Origin of the sequence: Streptococcus cristatus, from assembly GCF_003943515.1 — a bacterium.
GTDB classification, from domain to species: domain Bacteria; phylum Bacillota; class Bacilli; order Lactobacillales; family Streptococcaceae; genus Streptococcus; species Streptococcus cristatus_D.
Window position 1 is genome coordinate 25,626 of the sequence record NZ_RJPT01000002.1, and the last position, 20,415, is coordinate 46,040.

Consider the following 20,415-nt stretch of genomic DNA (forward strand, 5'->3'; position numbering starts at 1 on the left):
CTCAACTGTGCGGAGGTGGGACGACGAAATCGAATTCTAACGAATTACCGATTCCTGTCCCACTCTCAAGTAAAATATAGCATCAATTTTCTTTTATTCCGATTTTTCTGTCTTCAGCCGATAAACCTTTCTCGGTTTCTTCTTTGGCACGCGCTTGACACCAGCCTCCTCCAAGTATTCTCCAAATTTTACGAGAAAATTATTGCTGACAATAGGTCGTCTAGGTGAGATGAGATTGACCAGCTCTGTCCCTTCATAGACAGTAAAGGGCGATTCCAGTAAATGGAGAAAAGTTGGATTCCAGTCCAGTCTCCCTTGAATCCGCTTGATAGATTCTAACAGGATTTGGTAGTGGTCAAAAGCAAAGTCCTCTGCTGTCAGAAGTCGCTCGCCATCTCTAAAACTCCTTGTCTTAAAGTCCACATTAAGGAAGGTGACTTCCTTAGCATCATCACCGGCCTTGACTTGGTTGATAGCGATTGCCGGCAGATAGACCAGATGGGCAATGGTGATAACCCAACCACGCGGATCGCGTCCTGGAGTGGAAACCGTCATCAGCTGCTCCACCTTTTCCAGCGGTATCTCGAGGTCTACTTCTTCCTTGACCTCCCGAATACAGGCTTGATAGGCATCCTCATTTTTGTCCACAAAACCTCCGACCAGAGCATATTTATTCTGATAAGGATGGGCCTTGCGCTTAATAACCAAGAGTTTTATCTGGCCTTCCACAAAACAATAAGCCACCATATCTGCTGTTACGCTAGGTGTCTCATACTTGGGCAAATCCTGTGTCTTGTACCATGCTAAAAAGGCGGACTCATCCGCCATTGTTTCGTAATACTCTTTTTCCGACATTCCCGCTGGGATATCCTGTTTGGTCATGAATTTTTCTTCCTTTCCTAAGCTATTTTTTCTATCAAAAATCCTCCAAATCTTGCTCTAAGCTTTCTTCACTGCCTTGGTCCACTGATACCAGCCAACGATGCTATTGAGGGTATAAACCCAGTACATAGCCTGAATGTGAAGGTTGCTGCCCCACCAGAGGTAGATACTAAAGAGATTGGTCGCAATCCAGAAAATCCACTGCTCGCGGTAGAGACCCGTCATGAGAAGCTGGCCGATTCCATTGGTCGCATCTGTCACACTATCGCGGAAAGGCCGGTGACTGTGAATGCTCTTATAAGCAAAGCCCATGCCAATCCAAATCAAGGCAGTCAAGGCCAAATATTTAAGCCAGCCACGCCAGTCTAACTTCTTAGCCTCAAAATGAGAGGGCTTTGCCTTATCTTGTTCATTAACTCGGTTGGACAACCAAGTATAGAGCCCGATTGGCTGCATGATAAAGAAGTAGACCGTAGTCAGTACTTCTCCATAAAAGCTAGCCTGAAAGGACAAGATGAGATAAATCGCCGAATTAACAGCTCCAAAGAGATAATTGCTGGCCCGACCCTCAGCTACTAGGATGACGCAGACGATGCCTGTCCAGGAAGCAAAGAGTCCCAACCAGTCATGCTGCTCCTGCCCACTGGTAAACTCCAGAACGAAGGGCAGACTGGAAAGAGCAATCAAGTAGAGCCATTGAGCCAAGTTGCGCCCGCCAAATAAATCCTGCCAGAGCAATTTGGCGATACCGCTAAAGCCCTGTTCTTTTGCTGCTGCACAGACATTCTGGAAATTCCGAGCAAAGGTTTGAGATTTTTGTTTTAGTCCTGCGTAGAGAGCTGCAGGAGAGAGTTTTTGATTTTTTACTACCATTCTATTTTACCACTTTCTTTTTTAATCTGCTTGATAAATCTTGTTAATCGCTTCTTTAGCCGCCTGATAATTATCTAAATAACTGCTAGCTAGATAAACCGTCGGAATATGAGCTAAACACTCCTCTTTCAGCTTTTTCAAATAGCTAGAAAAATCACTGCGGATAGCCTCGTCTGCCATGCTCATATCACGAAATCCATCATTGACATAGGCTCCGACCGGCTCAGCAAAGAGAATCAAATCCCATTTTTCCTTGGCCAAAATGCTAGCAAAGAGATTGTCAAAGGTATCTGTCTCCTCGTCTTTAACGGGACTTTCTTTCAGATAGTAATCATAGTAAGCCTTGGTTACTAACGAATTTGTATCGGCCACGACCAGACCACGGTTGGCGCTGCTGTCAATCAAGCGGGAAGTCTGAGCATATTGTCCCAAGAGCAGATAATAATAGTCCTTAGGTGTCAACTCATCGTCTCGCACGTTATTTTGAATCTGGTATTCTCGAGCATATTCCAGGCTGACGGGAGCATCATAGAAGCGAGCTAAATCCTTGGCCAAAGTCGTTTTACCATTGCTGGCGCTGCCCATAATCAGCACTTTCTTGGTAAAGTGACGGCGGAAAGGTTGGGCGATATATTTCCAATAAAGGCTAGGATTTTCCCGAATCATCGTAGCTGAAATCCCAAATTGCCGCTCCTCAAAAGAAGTTTTGAAGCCACGCTTTGTCAGCTCCGCTTGATAGTCTGATTCTCCGACAAAGAAAATCAACTCCTCGCCTTCTGAATCATAACCCACCAAGTCCAATAAAGCGGGCAACCACTGAGCCCAACCCAGAGGATAGCGAGGGAAAGACGTTTCGTCTAGTCTATAAACCTGGGTCAGTTCATCATCTGCGAAGGTCTCACGAGTATAACGGAATCGCTTCTGCAGAGATAGACCTACTTCCTCGCCACGGTCTCCCTGATAGCCAGAAACCACCACGCGCACTTTGTCATAAGAACGCTTCGCCTTCTGAATCAAATCAATATGCCCCTGATGCAAGGGAGCAAAGGTCCCAAAGACGATTGCAATTTTTTCTTTCATACGCTTAACCTTTTTATTATATTTTATTCTTTCTATGATTTTATTATAAACTATATTTTCCTTTTGTCAATGGTTTTTTATAAAAATTTATAAAAATATTTTTCAGACACTTTAAAACTGCTTCAAAGACACAAAAAAAGAATCTAATGTCTTAGCATCAGATTCTTATTCTACAAGATTTATTGCTGATAGACTTCTTGGTAGAATTCCAGCTTGTCTCCATCTTTGAGCGTGATTTGATTGGCACCCTTAGGAGCCATTTCTCCGTTGACCTTAAACATCCAGTAGAGGCCTTTCGCTTCATCCTGAGCATGACCGTCAATCGAAGTGATAAAACCATCTTTTTCTTCGACCTTATAGGCCTTCTTCAAAGCATCCATCGCTGTCTTTCCTTCTTCAACAGCCACCGTTTTCTCGCTCTTCTCCTGACCTTCTGGTGCAATACTGATGCTGATTTTCAGTTCCTTTTTGACGGAAGAAGCAGCCGAACTAGAGCTGGTAGCAGTTTTTGTTTGGCTATTACTACAGCCCACTAAAAAGAGAGCGAAGGCAAGCGTAAGTAAGCTAAAAATTTTTTTCATGATAAAGTCTCCTTAAAATAAAATACAAAATAGGATAGAAAAGCATCGTGGACCAGGCGTGGGCTAGATTGAAGCCTGCTCCCGCTGCCACATAGGTCCACCAAGGCATTTGATAAAGCAAGGCTGTGATACCATCAATCACAAGACCATAGCTAAAGGCTAAAAGCAAGGCCAACATACTCTGGCCAATCAAGCCTATTCGCCAATACAGCAGGTACCATAGACAAATGACCACCGCAAAGGATAAGATCTGGAAAAGTACCCACGGTCCCATTCCAAAGAGGAATGAAGATACAAAGATACTGATAGACATGACTAGAAGCGAACCCCTCAAGTCCTCAAAATCCACCAAGAGAAAATACAGCGCTGTAATCGGTTTGATACTGGGCAGGCCAGCAAAGGCATAGCGAAGCACGACGCAGACGGCTGCTAGAAGAGCGATTCGAGCAAGATAACGAAGAGACACAGTTTCTGCCTTTCTAAACGATATTCTTCAGTAGGATAACACGGTTCTGACTAGCCTAGCAAGAATGCTAAGTAAATCAGCTTTTTATGTATCCTGTCGAATCATCTCCGTTAGTCCTTGATCTCGGTAAAGCAGATCATTTCTAACTGAAAATCCCAGCTCCTGCCAAAAACGGTTGCCCAGTTCATTTCTTTCAAAAACGACCAGCGATACTTTAGGGATACCAAGTCTTTTCACTGCTGACAAGGCCTGTTCGACCAGAGCTCTGCCTACTCCTTTTCTACGAAAATATGGATGGACAGCTGTATGATAAATGTACGCTCTACGTCCATCTGTGCCAACTAGAATAGCACCTATAAAGCTCTCCCCTTCCAAGGCAACCAGACAGGTCTCAGGATTGCGCTTCAAAAAGCGGGCAATCCCTTCTTCAGAGTCATCTAAGTTATTGAGCCCCATACCAGCGCAAGAGAGCCACAGCTGGTAAACAGAGGCATAATCCTTTTCTGTCATCACACGAATTTCCATTGCACACATCCTCCCTAAGTCATTTCAAATTTGAGTTGACCGTTTTTGACACCAACTTTAAGCGTTTGACCAGCTGCCAAATCTCCAGTCAGGAGCAACTCAGACAGCTTGTCCTCCACCTGCGTCTGCAGGGTACGGCGCAGCGGCCGCGCTCCCATTTCTGGATCGTAACCTTCCTGAGCCAGCAATTTCAGGGCACTAGCTTGGAATTTAAGTACGATGCCTTGCTCTGCCAGACTCCCAATCAACGGTTGCACCATAATCTTGACCACTTCCTGCATATCCTCAGCAGACAGACTGTGGAAGACCACCTTTTCATCAATTCGATTGATAAATTCAGGCCGGTAGGTCTTTTTCAATTCTTCCAGAATTCGTTTTTCCATATTAGCCTGATCAAAGCGGATATCACGCGCCCCAAAACCAACCGTCTTATCATCCCGCAAAGCCGTTGCCCCCAGATTGCTGGTCATGATAATGATGGTATTGGAGAAGTCCACCTTGCGGCCCTTGCTATCGGTCAGCTGACCATCATCCAAGACCTGCAAGAGGACATTGAAAATATCTGGATGAGCCTTTTCTACCTCGTCAAAGAGAAGAACTGAATATGGACGGTTGCGAACCTTTTCCGTCAATTCGCCGCCTTCCTCATAGCCTACATAGCCTGGAGGCGCCCCGTTAAGACGACTGGCTGCGAATTTCTCCATATATTCACTCATGTCAAAGCGAATCAGGGCGGATTCATCATCAAAGAGAACTTCTGCCAAGGCTTTAGCCAGCTCAGTCTTTCCGACACCCGTTGGCCCTAAGAACATAAAGGAACCAATTGGGCGTTTGCCGGTGCGGATGCCCGATTGATTGCGACGAATAGCCCGACTGACAGCCGAAACTGCCGCATCCTGTCCAATAACTCGCTTGTGCAGTTCTTTTTCCAAATTGAGATATTTTTTGGCATCTGTCTGAGTCAATTTCTGCACAGGAATACCAGACAAGCGACTGAGAGTCTCTAGGATATCTCCTTCTTCCACCTTCAGCTTGTAAACAGCTGGCTCCTGCTCTTTTGCCAGTAGCTGGCTGACTTTTTTCAGATTTCCAGCCATCAAAGCTTGATCCACAGGCGTCAAATCCGACTGTTTATAATTCTGCGGTCCTTTATTCTGCACCGTTGCACTAGCTTCATCCAAAAGATCAATGGCAGAGTCTGGCAAATGCTTGCTGGTCAGGTAACGATGTGCATACTTGACCGCTGTTTCAATGGCCTGGTCACTAATCTGCACCTTGTGGTGATCCTCATAGCTCTTTCTCAAACCCTGCAAAATAGCAATGCTGTCGGCCACGGTAGGCTCTTCAATGGTTACCTTGGCAAAACGCCTAGAAAGAGCCGCATCTTTTTCAATATGTTTCTGATACTCTTCCTGCGTCGTAGCACCAACTGTCCGCAAGGTTCCCCGAGCCAGAGCCGGTTTCAGGATATTGGCCGCATCCAAGGTCGAGTCAATCCCGCTACCAGAGCCCATAATAGTATGCAGCTCATCGATGAAGAGGATGACATGCCCGTCTTCTTCGATGTCATTGATGATATTGTTCATCCGCTCTTCAAAGTCTCCGCGGAAACGAGTCCCAGCGACAACATTCATCAAGTCTAATTCCAAAACGCGCATCTTGGCAAGTTCTGCTGGAACCTGACCAGCTGCCACGCGTTGAGCCAAGCCTAGTGCCAAAGCAGTTTTACCAACCCCCGCATCACCGACTAGCACTGGATTATTCTTTGTCTTGCGGCTGAGGATCTGAAGCATCCGAGAAATTTCCTCATCCCGCCCGATAACTGGTTCCAGACGACCAGCTCGAGCCAGTTCTGTCAAATCCCGAGTATAGTCTTCCAGACCACCGCTGGTTGAAGGAGGCATGCCCATCATGTTCGCCATGGTTTGTTTAGCAGAAGACGTGTTTTTATTTAGCGAGCGAATCGATTTGATTTCCTCTCTGCCCCAGCCAGCACGCTGCTCTAAAACCTTTCGCAAATCACTGAATCGAGGAGCTGAACTTTTATCATCATAGCTAAAACCTGCAGCTTCTAACACACGAGCTGCCAAGGTCCCACGGTCAAATAGCATGGTTAAGAGAAGATGTTCTGTCCCTAGGCTTTTAGCATGGACGGCTTCCGCAATCTGCCCTGCTTGAGTAAAGAGCTCCTCCAAACGGTAAGAGAAAGGCAATAAGTCAAAACCACCCTTTTTTTGGTACTCTTTTCCAGTAATGTCAAAGGCTGCTTCTTCCAGTTTATCCACTTCAATAGGGAATTCATTTAGAGCCGAGCCTGCCACGCTGTAGGGATTATTTGCCAGAGCCATCAGCACCTGCCACGATTCTAAATAATTAGTAGCAAAATGACCGGCTAAAAGCTGAGCCGCCTCCAAGCTTTCTACTAAAGCTTTTGAATAGTCCATATTCTTAATTTCCTTTTCTATCTAATTGCTGCAAAATTTTCCGTAACATTCTGGCTCGAATCCTCGGAGCATTTGCTCCTAAGACAGCATCGCTGGCACTCGCTAGGAGCAGATCTCCCTCACGCTGGCTGATAATTTTTTCATCAAAGAGCAGCTGCAAAATATCTGAAAAAACTGGCTGGCTGAGCGACTCACCGACATTGGTCAACAAATCAGACAACATCTGGTGCCGATCGGAAAACTCAATCTTACCAATCCTGATATAGCCACCGCCACCGCGCTTGCTCTCCACGATATAGCCCCGACTCTCCGTAAAACGTGTCTTAATCACATAATTGATCTGACTCGGAACCACCTGAAAAACATCAGCTAACTCACTGCGCTTCAGCTCGACCATACCCGCCTGCGCCAAAATTCTTTTGATATATTCTTCTATACTATCCGAGGTATTTTTGATGCCCATGATATACCTTTCTATCTGTTATATCTAAAAATAAGCATTCAAGTCTTCTCTAACATTGACTATCTTTGACTATTATACCGAAAAAATCCATTTTTTGAAAGAAAAAGAAGTCCCAGAAGGCTTGAAAATATCTGATAATTCAGAGTAATGAAAAAGATTGATGAACTAGATAAAAAAGAGTGTAAACGCTTGCTTTTTACTTTTAAAGACTTATAATAAAGGTGTGAAAGTGTGGTTTTTACACCATCAACCGTATCCAAACAATCATCATCAAAAGGAGGTTTTCCAATGAAAATAAATTGGCTCAACTATACCCATCATGTGCTTAGCTGCCTGTTTGTCACTCTGAGTATCTTGACTATTTTTTCCGCCGAGTATGTCGTTTTCCCAACGAGCCTTCTTCTAGGCTGTCTCCTCATTCCTCTGCTCTTTGAGCAGCACTTATTCAGTCGTCGAATGACTTGGGGCCTCAGCATTTTCTTTGCTATTCTCGCCTTTGCCCTTCTCTTTATCATCAAAACAAATCATATCTCCCTTAGCTATCCAGCAACAACCCTTCTTCTTTTTGTACTAGCAAGCCTGAGTTTTTCAAACTCCTTTATCCTTCACAAAAATAAAGAACAAAAGGCCGCTAGATAGAACAGCACAATAAAAAGTGTGGAAGCAACATGAGCTCAGAAGAGCCATGAATTCCACACTTTTCTCATTTTATAAGGAGCTGGTGATAGCTAAAAATATTTAAACGGTCAGTTCAATCTGATTGCCTTCAAAAGCTTGAATATTGCTTTCATAATAGCCATCCCCCGTCACTCTAGGACCACTCAAAACAAGATAGCCATCCTTCTCCAAGCGAGCCGTCAGCTCATCAACTGCTTCAGGACTACCTAAACTGAAAGCCAGATGATGGTAGCCTGTAAAAAGCAACTCCTGACTACCATCTGCCAAATCATCAGCCCGTGTCATAATCTCCAAGCGCGCGCCCTCAGCAAAGGTCAAAAAATAAGACTGAAAACCTGTTTTCTGATTATGATAGAAAACACTGCTTGTGCCTGCAAAATATGTTTCGAAAAAATGTCGAGCCGCTTCCAAATCCCGAACATAAAGACCTATATGCTCAATCTTCATAACTATTTCCTCCATTCGTCACAATGACTTCTTCCTACCCAAATGAATATTTCTCATAGCGTATAAATACCATACTGATCTCTCTTTTTCACCTACTTCCTCAACATTTTCCCATCACTCTCAGTCCGTCCCAAACTGAGCTTTCAGAAAATTATTTTCCCACTTTCATTTTCTTTTTAATTATATTATAATAGTTGGCAAACACATTTTCTACTATTATTATCTTAAAGAATGATAGTATTCTACGAAGGAGGGCACTATGATGGATTTGGGGCAGTTGCACAAAACTACTGAATATAAGAATCAAGGGACCCCCTATTCCCTGATGCGAACCATTACGGAAAACGGCCAACCTGACATCCTCTTCCACTGGCACACAGATGTTGAAATCATTTATGTCCACGAAGGAAGCGCCCAATTTCATATCGACTATCATTATTTTAATAGTAACAAGGGCGATATTGTCCTGATTCGTCCCAATGCCCTCCACTCCATTCATCCGATTGAGCAGCAGCGCCACTATATGGATGCCATTAACTTTCATTTGGATTTAATGGGCTATTCGGCCATGGATCATGCTAGTATCCACTACCTCCAGCCTCTCTACAACGGACAACTGGACTTTATCCACGTCATCAAACCGACTGACCAAGCCTATGATGAAATTCGTCAATGCCTGCTGGCCACTATGGAAACGGGTTATTGCCAAAAGAACTACTATGAATTCCAACTCAAGGCCCAGCTTAACCAGCTCTTCTACTTGCTCTTTGAGAATGACTATATCGTCTCCAAGGAGCTGTCTGCCGAGGGCTACCGCAAGGAAGAGAAAATCCGCTCCATCATCGACTATATCAATGAACATTATCAGGAAGAACTCTCTATTGATCAGCTGTCTGGCATCTGCGGCTACAGTCCGACGCACTTCATGAATTTCTTCAAAAAACATCTGGGCGTTTCCTGCATTGAGTACCTGATTCAATTTCGCCTGCGCAAGGCTGCCGAGCTCCTCCAGCACTCCACTCTGTCGGTTCTAGAAATCTCAAGCCAGTCTGGTTTTAATAACCTTTCTAATTTCAATCGGCAATTTAAAAAATACTATCAAATGACACCAAGTCAATATCGAAGAAAGTAAGAAAATCTCCAGTCAGCTGATTGGAGTTTTTTTATCTGAATATGATTAATAAAAAAACGAACAGACCTTTAGTCTGTTCGTTTTACGGGATTTTGAAAGTTATAGGTGGTTATTCTGCTGATTTTTCACGGATCACCAAGACACCATCTTCCATATCTGCAGTCAGGTGCTTAGCATCTAGATTATCCAAGTGGAAGTCGGTCACCTTGTCACGAATTTGCTGCTCGATGACACGGCGGAGCGGACGAACGCCCATGACTTGGTCATAACCAGCATCACGTAGGAATTCCTTAGCTGCATCAGATACAGCCAGATCAATTTCCTTCTTGCTCAAAGTTTGATTTACTTCAACCAGCATGAGATTCACAATTTCCATCAGGTCTTCTTTCTTGAGATGAGAGAACTCAATAACCGCATTGAAACGATTGAGGAATTCTGGACGGAAATAAGCTTTGAGTCGATCCATCAGCTCAGGCTTTTCTGCATCCTCTTCCAGACCTGCTTCATAGCCAAAGCCTGCATTGGAAGTCGCAATAATGACCGTGTTCTTGAAGTTGACTGTGTTTCCTTGTCCATCTGTCAAGCGACCATCATCCAGAACTTGAAGGAGAAGGGTAATCACTTGCGGATCCGCCTTTTCAATCTCATCCAAGAGAATGATAGAATAAGGATTGCGGCGCACGCGCTCGGTCAGAGTGTTGTTGTTGTCATCATAGCCGACATAACCAGCAGTCGTACCAATCAGCTTGGAAACCGCAGTCCGGTCGGAGTATTCTGACATATCCAGACGGATAATCGCTTCCTTGGTACCGAACATATCCAGAGCCAGTTGCTTAGCCAGCTCAGTCTTACCAACACCTGTAGGACCAACAAAGAGGAAACTACCAATTGGGCGATTACCTTCGTCAAAACCGGCACGGTTACGGCGGATAGCTCTAGCCACAGCTTCTACAGCCTTGTCTTGGCCAATGACCTTAGCTTTGAGACGGTCATTCATGCCTTTGAGGCGCTCAATGTCGCTGGTACCCATCTGAGATACCGGCACTCCCGTCATCCGCTCAACAGACTCTGCTACATCGTTGACTGTCGCCGTTACCTTCATATCCTCGGTGTGGTTTTGAATTTTCTTTTCCAGCTCTTCGATGCGAGTCTTGGCATTCAGAGCTGCCTCATAATCTTCTTTCTCAACAGCCGCTTCCTGCTTGTCTTTTTGCTCAGCAATCTCATGCTCAACCGCATGGACATCCGTTACTGGATGTTGGGCCGCCAAGTGGGCAGCTGTCACGTCGACCAGGTCAATGGCCTTGTCTGGCAGGCTCCGTTGTGGGATATATTGAACAGAGTAGTCCACAGCCGCTTTCAGCACTTCATCCGGCAGGATGACATTGTGGTGCTTTTCATACAAGTCCCGAATACCCCGAAGGATCTGATAAGTATCTTCGGCAGACGGTGCATTGACCTTGACTTCATTGAAACGGCGAGCCAAAGCTGCATTTTTGAGAATGGTATTGCGGTACTCATCCTGAGTAGTCGCCCCGATAACGGTCAATTCACCACGAGAAAGCGCTGGTTTGAGAATATCTGCCAAGCCCTTAGACCCGCTGTCTCCGCCAGTAGAACCTGCTCCTAGGATTTGATGGATTTCATCAAAGAAGAGGATAACATTGCCGGCTTCCTTGACTTCATTGACTAAGTTTTGGATATTTTCTTCAAAGCTACCACGATACTGGGTACCAGCTTCTAAGCCAGAAATATCAACAGAAATAATTTCCTTGTTCTTGATGGCCGCTGGCACATCACCATTGACGATAGCCTGAGCCAATCCTTCTACGACAGCCGTCTTACCAACTCCGGCATCTCCAACCAATACAGGATTATTCTTGGTCCGGCGGGAAAGGATTTCAGCAGTTTCTTGGATTTCCTTATTGCGCCCAATGACTGGATCCAATTTACCATCACGAGCTTCCTGGGTCAGATTGCGACCTAGCTTAGCCAAAATGCCATCTTGCTTAGGCCCATGCGCTCCAGCTTGCAAATCCTGTTCGCTAGTCATTTGACCAGGAAGCTTTCCAGTAGCCCGATACTGAGCAAACTCTTCCGGTGTGACCTCTCTACCATTGATCAAGTAGCGACGGTGTTCGCTGTTGTAGCCACCCATGCGCCCCATGAGTTGGTTGAAAAGGTCGTCCATATTGTTAAAATTGTTGTAGTTGTTATTCATAGCATTGCCTCACTTTTTATATTTTTCTTTACATAATTTTTATTTTACTGAAATTTTAGATAAGAAATCTTTTCCTTATCTACTATAAATATTCATTTGGGAGAACTTCTCCAATCTATTATATTACATAACTTATTCGATTTCCAAAAATCAAGACTAATTTAGTCTTTGTTTCTATGAGTGAATTAGATTTCTTTCAGAAGAAGATGATTTTACATAACTTTTAATCCTCCCAAAAATAATTGCCTTCCGGCTGTATTCATATCTTCTGATTAAATTTACGTAAACTTTTTCGTTTACAGTTGTAATTATACATCCTTTTTTACCTCTTGTCAATAGGTTTGAGCAAAAAAATTACATAATTTTTTAAAATCAAAAAACTTCCTCCACATAAAAACATGAAGAAAGCTTCTCTATTTTGATACAAGTTAAATCATATATTCTACACTATAGCTGGCATCCGACAAAATGCGGGATAGAAACTGCTTGGTCCGCTCTTCCTTGGGACTGGTGAAGAATTCCTGTGGAGGATTTTCTTCTATTATATGACCACCATCCATAAAGATGACATGGTTGGCCACATCACGGGCAAAGCTCATCTCGTGGGTCACAACGACCATGGTCACTCCCTCCTGAGCCAACTGTTTCATGACACTGAGAACTTCACCGACCAGTTCCGGATCTAGAGCCGAAGTTGGCTCATCCAGCAGGATGACATCTGGCTTGACGGCAATGGCACGGGCAATCCCAATCCGCTGCTGCTGGCCGCCTGATAGCTGAGAAGGATAATAGTCCTTGTAGGCCAAGAGTCCCACGCGCTTCAAGGACTCTTCTGCAATCTCAAGCGCTTCTTCCCTCGGTATCCTACGAGCTATCACTAAGCCCTCTAAGATATTTTCGAGGGCAGTTTTATTAGCAAAGAGGTTATAATGCTGGAAGACAAAGGCCGTCTTTCTGCGTATTTCCAAAATTTCCTTTTTGCTAAGTTTAGCCAAATCATAGTCCTTACCAGCCAAAGTCAGCTGGCCGCCATCCGCTTTTTCTAAATGATTCAGACATCGCAGAAATGTTGTTTTCCCAGAGCCTGAGGGTCCCAAAATAACCACAACGTCACCTTGATTGACTTTGAGACTGACATCTGCCAGCACCTGGTGCTCTCCAAATCGTTTGGAGATATGTTTTACTTCTAACATAATCTTTCCTTCCTAAGCAAGAGCGTAGCGCTTTTCCAAGCCCCTAAAAATCCACTGAATCAAGCCACAAATAATGAGATAAATAACAAAAATCACCAGGTAAGACTCTGAATACTGATATGAATGAGAGGCTTCAACCTTAGCCAAAGCTGTGATATCTTTCACCGTCATAACAAATACCAGCGAAGTTCCCTTGACTAGATTGATAACCAGATTGGCCAGATTGGGCAGGGCAGAACGCAGAGCCTGGGGAAAAACAATCCTCCTATAAGCTTGAAAATTGGTTAACCCAATCGCTTGAGCCGCCTCCAACTGTCCTTTATCCACCGTCAAAATGGCAGAGCGCAGGATTTCCGATAAACTCCCTGTTGTCATTAAGCTATAGATGATGAAAGCATAGTAAAGCGGATTAAACTTAAAGACATCTACCTGACTGCCCAGACTTTTGAAAAATTGATTCAGTAAACTAGGAAAAAGACTGTAGAAAAAGAGAATGAGCAAAATAGGAGGCGTCGCCCGAATAAAGGCCAGATAAACCACCGAAAAGGTCCGCACACCTCGAATTTTATAAATCTGCCCCAGAGCTAGAAGCAGAGCTGGAATAAAGCTGAGCAGAATAGCCACTACCATAATGATCAGGGTTACCGGTATGCCTTTCAAAGTAACCAGAAAGGTATTTACAATATAATTCAAATCCATGCTCTACCTCTCCTTGACTGTCAGACTTTTTTCCAGAAACTGGGAAGCCAGCGAAACCACTAGAGCAATCCCCCAGTAAATCAAGGCCACCGCTGTATAGGTTTCAAGGGAATAATTTCCCAGATTCCGGCTGATGAGATTTTGCCCCGCTCCCATGACATCAACTGCTCCAATCGTATAGGCCAGCGCAGCATCCCGCATGAGATTAAGAAAGGCGGTAGTCAAATTGGGCAGGGCGATGCGAAAAGCCTGTGGCAGAATAATCCGAAGAAAAGTCTGCACTGGTGTCAAGCCAATACTGAGTCCTGCCTCGGTCTGTCCCTTGGGAACAGCAAGATAGGCTGCCTTGAAGACTTCTGCAATCATGGCCGCAAAGAGCAAAATCATGGTGATGATGACAAACACAGTCCGCGACCAATTATTGATATCCAGCCCCAGCCACCACTTTAAAAACTCTGGAATGCCATAGAAGACCAAGAAGAGCAAGACAATAGGCGGTGTACACCTAAGGATAAATATATACCCTCTAGCCAGACCAGCAAAAGTCGGCTCCTCCGCAACTTGAGCCCAGGCCAACAGGCCGCCTAGCAAGGAGCCAATTAAAACCGTCACGAACATAATCCATAAAGTAGTCGGCAAGGCCTGTAACAAACCAGGCAACAGGCCAAAAACACGGGACAAATCATAAGCGACCATACGGTCTCCTTTCTCCAGCTTTTAGTCTTTATCTACATAAGAAAAGACATCTTCACCAAAGTATTTTTCCGATAATTTAGAGAGTGTCCCATCTTTCTCCAGCTCTTTAATAGCCTTTTCATAGGCTTTGGCAAACTCTTCATTCTTTTTATCTTTATGAATGAGTGGATAAGTAGGGATACCCTTATAAGGGAACCAGCTCAACTGGTCCGCATACTGATGGTAGGAACCTGCCTTGTCTGTGACAGCTTTTTCAAAGGACAATTTGATATCAAAGAAGGCATCATAGCGACCTTCCAAGACCCAAGCATAGGCATCCGCTATCTGAAAAGACTCTGCTGCGGTCAACTCAATTGGGCTAGCGCTGTGCTTTTTGTTGTACTCTTCAATCACTGTCCATTGAGCATTCTGTGGCGAAATCGGCACCAATTTTCCTTTTTCTTTGGCAAAATCATCAATATTTTTAAATTTATTTGCGTCTGCTTTTCGAATGGTGAAGCCGATGATACTAGCTCCGATAGGACTTTCTGGAATGATAAACTTCTTCGCCCGCTCTTCAGTGTACCAAGCTCCCTTGGTTCCGATATCATACTTCCCAGATTCCAAACCAATCAAAAGATCTTCGTCACTGGTGCCAGTATATTCGAACTGATAATCTGGCAATTTTTCATCAATGGCCTTGAGTACCGCTACTTCATACCCATCTGACTGGCCTTTTTCGTCCAAAAAGTCGTAAGGAACGTAGTTTTGCGTATGAGCTACTTTTAAAGTCGTGACCTTGTCACTGCCTGATGTCGCACTACTCGCCTTGCTGGATGAAGCCCCCGTCAAGGTCCGTCCCAAATAAGTCGCAGCGACAATAGCAATCACAGCTACTCCACCGATAATCCATTTTTTCTTACTCATTCTTTCGTCTCCTTCTTATGCTAAACTTGCTGCTTGGCGAACCCACTCAATCCGCTCTGGATCAATATCGCTTGGGATAGTGCAGTCAGCCCCGATAATCAAAGCATCCTTACCAGCCTCTGCTATCAAGCGCTTGGTTTCATTTTGAATAGCTTCTTGGCTACCTGTGTAGAGGAGACCAGTTTTGCCATTTTCAAAGCCACCTAGAACAGTCCGACCGCCAAATAATTTTCGACCTTTTGCCAAGCTGATGCCTTCCGGCCCCACTGCCCAGTTAATAACCTGAGCCGGATAATCTGTGAAAAGATGAACATCGTTTCGCGCGCCTTCGTAGCCACAAATATGCAGAATATTCACTCCGCCAGCCGCATTGGCTGCTTCCAGCACTGCCAATTCACTAGGAGCGATGAAAGCCTTATAGTCTTCAGCCGACACCCGCGCATCCTGAATGCTCTGAACGCTGAGGTAAATTCCATCCGCACCAGCTTCCTTGATAATGCGCTCTGTCAGAGCCGCAATATCTTGAGCAATCACATCCAGCACCCGCTTTGTCACTTCCGCATCCTCTGCTAGAAAATCTGCAATGATGTCATCTCCTCCAGCAACCTTGCCAACCAGCCATTTGAAGTAGGTCACCGGCGCAAAAATATTGTAAATAGCAACCAAATCCTCTGTGAAGCCAGCCCTAATCTTTTGAACCAGCTCCACCTGCTCACTGATCCAAGGATGGTCAGCGCCTAGCGGCTCGATATCTGCCAAGTCCTTGATAGATTGAACTTTTTTCAAGCGCTCATTCGGATAGGCAAAATAACCATCGCTCATCAGTTTGACAAAGTCTGGCTTGACTTCTGTTAGAAATGTTTCATGGCCTGCCAGATTTTTCTCAATAATAGTCTGATTGCCAAAACCAGCCAGCCACTCATCCTCGCTGGTAAAATGATGCCAGAAACCAACTGGCACTCGATCAACTTTTTCCCCCTTAAAGGCTTTTAAAACCAACTCTCTTTTAGACATATCTTGCTCCTTTTCAATTTGATTGCTATTATCATATCACTGAAAAGTAAGCTTTCCAAATATATATTTCCTATCAGCCCGATTAAAAATATTTATAAGAGTAAATTAAAAAAGCTAGCTCGAACTAGCCTTACCAAGGTTTTTCAGCTTTCGATGAAAAAACTGTTTCCTCACCATTTTTAGAAAGTCAAGATATATATTTTCTATGGGATAGATAAACAATCTTTATCAAAAGACCTCTACTTCGATCTTACTTACCCTTAGCCGCAAAATACTCCCGCACAAGCGGTGCAACCTTGGTGCCAAAGAGTTCGATAGACTGGAGAACCTGCTCATGCGGAAGCGATCCCAACGGCAGATGCAGCATGAAGCGGTCCAATCCCAGCTCCTCTATCATCTTGATCAATTTCTGAGCGACCTTTTCAGGGCTACCGACAAACATGGCCCCCTCTGGCCCTACCTGATCTAGATATTGCTCATAGGTCATCTCCCGCCAGTGAGGGCGGTCTTTAGAGATAGCGTCCACTACCTGCTTGGTCGGATGAAAGTAAGTCCGGATCGCCTCCTCATTGTCCTCCATGACCCAGCCCCAAGAGTGAGCAGCAATTTTCAGCTTTTCATCTGAATGGCCACTTTCCCGTCCAATCCGGCGATACGCATCCAGCAAGGGTTTGAAGCGCTTAGGCTGTCCACCGATAATAGCATACGCAATCGGTAGACCCTTCTGGGCGACCTTAATGGTGGACTCAACATTGCCCCCCGTCGCTACCCAAACCGGCAGTGTTTCTTGCACAGCCCGTGGGTAGACTTCCCGATTGTCAATAGTCTGCGTCAGCTTGCCCTTCCAATTTAGCCGAGTCTCAGCACTGGCATAGAGGAGCAGGTCCAGCTTTTCATCAAAAAGCTCTTCATAATCCTTCAAGTTATAGCCAAAAAGCGGAAAGGACTCGATAAAAGATCCACGGCCAGCCATGACCTCTGCTCTGCCATTTGACAAAGCATCAATCGTCGCATACTGCTGGTAGACTCGGATAGGATCCAAGCTCGACAAGACACTGACAGCACTAGTCAAGCGAATCTTCTCTATCTTGACCGCACCAGCCGCCAGCACAATCTCCGGTGCAGAGACGGAAAAATACTCTCGGTGATGCTCTCCGATACCATACACGTCCAGCCCCACCTTGTCTGCCAGCTCAATCTCTGCTACCAGCTGCCGAATCCGTTCGTCATGAGTATAGATCTGCCCAGTCCCCTCTAGCAGCGTTGTCTCTCCAAAAGTAGAAATACCTAATTCCACCATGTTTTGTCCTCCTGACATTTAAGATAAAAATATTTTATCGCTAATTAGTGATATATACAAAAATGATGCTCAACCTATTGTCCATCTGCATAGAATAACATGGTTTTATCATGATAGAAAGAGACTTCCAAAGAGCACCATCACCAAAATACCACACCAAAAGCCCCAGAAAAATCTGAGGCCTGGTATTCTTATCGAGATTCATTAAGATGGTTATTCTACCGTTACAGATTTAGCGAGATTGCGCGGTTTATCCACATCCAATCCGCGGTGCAGAGTTGCAAAATATGCAATCAATTGAGTCGGTACTACCATAGAGATTGGTGACAGGTAAGGGTGAACTTGGCTCAGGACAATATCGTCTCCATCCTTAGCCACATTTTCCTCCGCAATGGTCAACACCTTGGCTCCGCGCGCCACAACTTCAGAAACATTTCCGCGAGTATGGCTAGCCAAAACCTCGTCTGAAAGTAAAGCTAGAACAGGGGTTCCCTCTTCAATCAGAGAAATAGTACCATGCTTAAGCTCTCCTGCCGCAAAGCCTTCACACTGAATGTAGGAAATCTCCTTAAGCTTAAGGCTGGCTTCCATCGCCACATAATAATCCTGACCACGACCGATATAAAAGGCGCTGCGAGTTTCCGCCAACAAGTCACGAACCTTGCTTTCGATCAATTCTTTCTCAGAAAGGGTAGACTCGATAGACTGGGCTACAATAGACAGCTCATGAACCAAATCAAACTTCTTGGCTTTTTCGTTACCATTGGCATCACCGACCGCCTTGGCCAAGAAAGCTAGGGCAGCGATTTGTGCAGTGTAGGCTTTGGTTGAAGCCACGGCAATTTCTGGTCCAGCATGGAGAAGCAGGGTATGCTTGGCTTCACGAGACAAGGTTGAGCCTGGCACATTGGTCACTGTCAAGCTAGGAATGCCTAGTTCATTGGCCTTGACCAAGACCTGACGACTATCAGCTGTCTCACCAGATTGGCTGATAAAGATGAAAAGTGGCTTCTTGCTCAGAAGAGGCATAGCATAGCCCCATTCTGAAGAAATGCCCAGCTCAACTGGCGTATCCGTCAACTCTTCCAGCATTCGTTTAGAAGCGTAACCAGCATGATAAGAAGTTCCAGCAGCAATGATATAAATGCGATCCGCTTCTTGGACTGTCTTGATGATGGCAGGATCAATCAGCATCTTATTATTTTCATCCGCATAAGTGCTGATTAGCTTACGCATCACGGTCGGCTGCTCATCAATTTCCTTCAGCATGTAGTAAGGATAAGCACCTTTGCCGATATCGGATAAGTCCAACTCAGCTGTATAGCTACCACGTTCAAGAACATTGCCTTCATAGTCCTGCACTTCTACGCTATTAGCCGTCACGATAACCAGCTCTTTATCATGAATTTCCATGTATTCGCTGGTCTCACGAATCATAGCCATGGCATCGGAGCAGACCATATTGTAGCCTTCGCCCAAGCCGATCAAAAGCGGAGATTTATTTTTGGCAACATAGATCGTAGAAGGATCTTGGGAATCTACCAAGGCAAAAGCGTAGGAACCTTCGATAATGTGAAGGGCCTTGCGGAAAGCATCAAGAACAGAGAGGCCGTCTTCTTCCGCGAATTTCCCAATCAAATGAACTGTAATTTCTGTATCTGTCTGGCCTTTAAAATCATGGCCAGCAAGATAGTTATTTTTGATATCTAGGTAATTTTCAATCACACCGTTGTGAACCAAAACAAAACGGCCTGTCTGAGAAGTGTGAGGATGGGCGTTATTCTCACTTGGTTTTCCGTGGGTTGCCCAGCGCGTATGACCAATACCTGTTGAACCCACTACATCCATGCCAATCTTAGCACGAAGATCTGCAATCCGACCTACAGACTTGACCAGGCTAGACTTTTCTCCTGTTGTCACAAAAATTCCAGCCGAATCATAGCCTCGGTATTCTAACTTTTCAAGTCCTTGCATCAAAATATCTGTTGCATTGCGGTTTCCCACAACTCCGACGATTCCACACATAGATTTATTTCTAGCCTTTTGCTGGCAAAAAGCTAGTTCCTCCTTTATTCAAAATTGGTATAGTCTTATTTATCTTTTTATCGAGAGACGAAAACATTATACACACCGATTTGATATTTGTCAACATAAAATTGGTATAGTCTCGAGATAGGGAAATTTGTTTAAGAAACAAAAAAGCCTCCCATCGGAAGGCCTTTCCATAAAAATAAGAAAAACAAGGCTCAATGCCCCTTGTGCTTTTCCAACCGTTTTTGCTGTTTGAGTTCGAATTTCCTTTGCTTAGCCAGTTCTTTCTGCTGCTTGCGCTTGACTCGAGCGATTTTCTTTTGCTCTTCAAATTGTAGCTTCAGCGCTTCCTGAGACTTTGAAGAACGTGAAGCCATCTGCTCCTTTTTAGACTGTCTCTGCAGGCGTTTAGGACTGACCGACTTAGTCATCTCCTTAACTCTGATGCTAGGACTAAACTGCAACCGATGATAATAACGGTTTAGAAAATCCAACAATTCCTGCGTGCTAGGCTCTGCACCAAAGGTGACTCGACAAACTCTATAAGATTGAGCATGTTCCTGCTCGAAAAGACCGTGCCAAAATCCCTCTTCAAAATAAACTGTCAGCGTCATTGAAATCTTATCCATGACAGCACCTCCTTTAAAAATCCCTAAGAATGGACAACCAAGGAGGAAGGTTACTGACAAAAAATGATTTTTTTGCGTCTGGACTACCAACCAGAACTGTGTTTTTATCTTAGTAGCTACAGTCTAGCAAGATTTTATAAAAAATTCAAGAAGAG

Annotated in this window: 20 protein-coding genes; 2 read left to right on the forward strand and 18 right to left on the reverse strand. The window is 44.6% G+C overall.

Annotated elements, in window-relative coordinates; genetic code table 11:
• Positions 1–93 precede the first annotated feature (93 nt).
• The 8 genes from D8791_RS03640 to D8791_RS03675 form a co-directional block, all read right to left on the reverse strand.
• Positions 94–882: an NUDIX domain-containing protein gene (locus D8791_RS03640; protein ID WP_125371568.1), complete on the reverse strand. Its 789-nt coding sequence runs from the start codon at positions 880–882 to the stop codon at positions 94–96.
• A 57-nt stretch (positions 883–939) separates the two neighbouring features.
• On the reverse strand, positions 940–1,755 hold the full coding sequence (pnuC, locus tag D8791_RS03645) for a nicotinamide riboside transporter PnuC (RefSeq protein ID WP_125446305.1): 816 nt from the start codon (positions 1,753–1,755) through the stop codon (positions 940–942).
• A 21-nt stretch (positions 1,756–1,776) separates the two neighbouring features.
• Positions 1,777–2,835, reverse strand: coding sequence for an AAA family ATPase (locus tag D8791_RS03650; protein ID WP_125446306.1), 1,059 nt, complete (start codon positions 2,833–2,835; stop codon positions 1,777–1,779).
• A 179-nt stretch (positions 2,836–3,014) separates the two neighbouring features.
• Positions 3,015–3,416 carry a DUF4430 domain-containing protein gene (locus D8791_RS03655; protein ID WP_125446307.1) on the reverse strand — a complete coding sequence of 134 codons (402 nt, stop codon included), beginning with the start codon at positions 3,414–3,416 and terminating at the stop codon, positions 3,015–3,017.
• On the reverse strand, positions 3,400–3,882 hold the full coding sequence (locus tag D8791_RS03660) for an ECF transporter S component (RefSeq protein ID WP_125446308.1): 483 nt from the start codon (positions 3,880–3,882) through the stop codon (positions 3,400–3,402). The genes D8791_RS03655 and D8791_RS03660 overlap by 17 nt, the downstream gene beginning before the upstream one ends.
• A gap of 84 nt (positions 3,883–3,966) precedes the next feature.
• Complete coding sequence (locus D8791_RS03665) at positions 3,967–4,407, reverse strand: GNAT family N-acetyltransferase (protein WP_125446309.1); 441 nt, start codon at positions 4,405–4,407, stop codon at positions 3,967–3,969.
• 14 nt (positions 4,408–4,421) lie between these two features.
• Complete coding sequence (locus D8791_RS03670; RefSeq protein ID WP_125446310.1) at positions 4,422–6,851, reverse strand: ATP-dependent Clp protease ATP-binding subunit; 2,430 nt, start codon at positions 6,849–6,851, stop codon at positions 4,422–4,424.
• A gap of 4 nt (positions 6,852–6,855) precedes the next feature.
• A complete protein-coding gene (locus tag D8791_RS03675; protein ID WP_125446311.1) occupies positions 6,856–7,314 on the reverse strand; it encodes a CtsR family transcriptional regulator in 459 nt (152 codons plus the stop codon).
• Positions 7,315–7,602: 288 nt separating this feature from the next.
• Here D8791_RS03675 and D8791_RS03680 point away from each other — a divergent pair, with 288 nt between their 5' ends.
• Complete coding sequence (locus D8791_RS03680) at positions 7,603–7,953, forward strand: hypothetical protein (RefSeq protein ID WP_125446312.1); 351 nt, start codon at positions 7,603–7,605, stop codon at positions 7,951–7,953.
• Positions 7,954–8,052: 99 nt separating this feature from the next.
• Here D8791_RS03680 and D8791_RS03685 read toward each other — a convergent pair whose 3' ends face one another.
• Positions 8,053–8,439: a VOC family protein gene (locus tag D8791_RS03685; protein ID WP_125446313.1), complete on the reverse strand. Its 387-nt coding sequence runs from the start codon at positions 8,437–8,439 to the stop codon at positions 8,053–8,055.
• 259 nt (positions 8,440–8,698) lie between these two features.
• On the opposite strand from D8791_RS03685, the gene D8791_RS03690 reads away from it, so the two are divergent.
• Positions 8,699–9,571 carry an AraC family transcriptional regulator gene (locus D8791_RS03690; protein WP_125446314.1) on the forward strand — a complete coding sequence of 291 codons (873 nt, stop codon included), beginning with the start codon at positions 8,699–8,701 and terminating at the stop codon, positions 9,569–9,571.
• A gap of 109 nt (positions 9,572–9,680) precedes the next feature.
• On the opposite strand, the gene D8791_RS03695 is transcribed toward D8791_RS03690, so the two are convergent.
• The 9 genes from D8791_RS03695 to D8791_RS03740 form a co-directional block, all read right to left on the reverse strand.
• Positions 9,681–11,792, reverse strand: a complete 2,112-nt coding sequence (locus D8791_RS03695) for an ATP-dependent Clp protease ATP-binding subunit (protein ID WP_125446315.1) — start codon at positions 11,790–11,792, stop codon at positions 9,681–9,683.
• 428 nt (positions 11,793–12,220) lie between these two features.
• A complete protein-coding gene (locus D8791_RS03700; RefSeq protein WP_125446316.1) occupies positions 12,221–12,985 on the reverse strand; it encodes an amino acid ABC transporter ATP-binding protein in 765 nt (254 codons plus the stop codon).
• A 12-nt stretch (positions 12,986–12,997) separates the two neighbouring features.
• Positions 12,998–13,684 (reverse strand): amino acid ABC transporter permease, encoded by a 687-nt coding sequence (locus tag D8791_RS03705; RefSeq protein ID WP_125446317.1) that lies wholly within the window; start codon positions 13,682–13,684, stop codon positions 12,998–13,000.
• A gap of 3 nt (positions 13,685–13,687) precedes the next feature.
• Complete coding sequence (locus D8791_RS03710; protein WP_125373369.1) at positions 13,688–14,380, reverse strand: amino acid ABC transporter permease; 693 nt, start codon at positions 14,378–14,380, stop codon at positions 13,688–13,690.
• Between the two features lie 21 nt (positions 14,381–14,401).
• Positions 14,402–15,286, reverse strand: a complete 885-nt coding sequence (locus D8791_RS03715; protein WP_125371577.1) for a transporter substrate-binding domain-containing protein — start codon at positions 15,284–15,286, stop codon at positions 14,402–14,404.
• A gap of 15 nt (positions 15,287–15,301) precedes the next feature.
• Complete coding sequence (locus D8791_RS03720) at positions 15,302–16,300, reverse strand: uroporphyrinogen decarboxylase family protein (RefSeq protein ID WP_125446318.1); 999 nt, start codon at positions 16,298–16,300, stop codon at positions 15,302–15,304.
• 250 nt (positions 16,301–16,550) lie between these two features.
• Complete coding sequence (locus D8791_RS03730) at positions 16,551–17,600, reverse strand: LLM class flavin-dependent oxidoreductase (protein WP_125446319.1); 1,050 nt, start codon at positions 17,598–17,600, stop codon at positions 16,551–16,553.
• A 213-nt stretch (positions 17,601–17,813) separates the two neighbouring features.
• Positions 17,814–19,625, reverse strand: coding sequence for a glutamine--fructose-6-phosphate transaminase (isomerizing) (gene glmS, locus D8791_RS03735; RefSeq protein ID WP_125446320.1), 1,812 nt, complete (start codon positions 19,623–19,625; stop codon positions 17,814–17,816).
• A gap of 221 nt (positions 19,626–19,846) precedes the next feature.
• Positions 19,847–20,260: a YjdF family protein gene (locus D8791_RS03740; RefSeq protein WP_125446321.1), complete on the reverse strand. Its 414-nt coding sequence runs from the start codon at positions 20,258–20,260 to the stop codon at positions 19,847–19,849.
• Positions 20,261–20,415 lie beyond the last annotated feature (155 nt).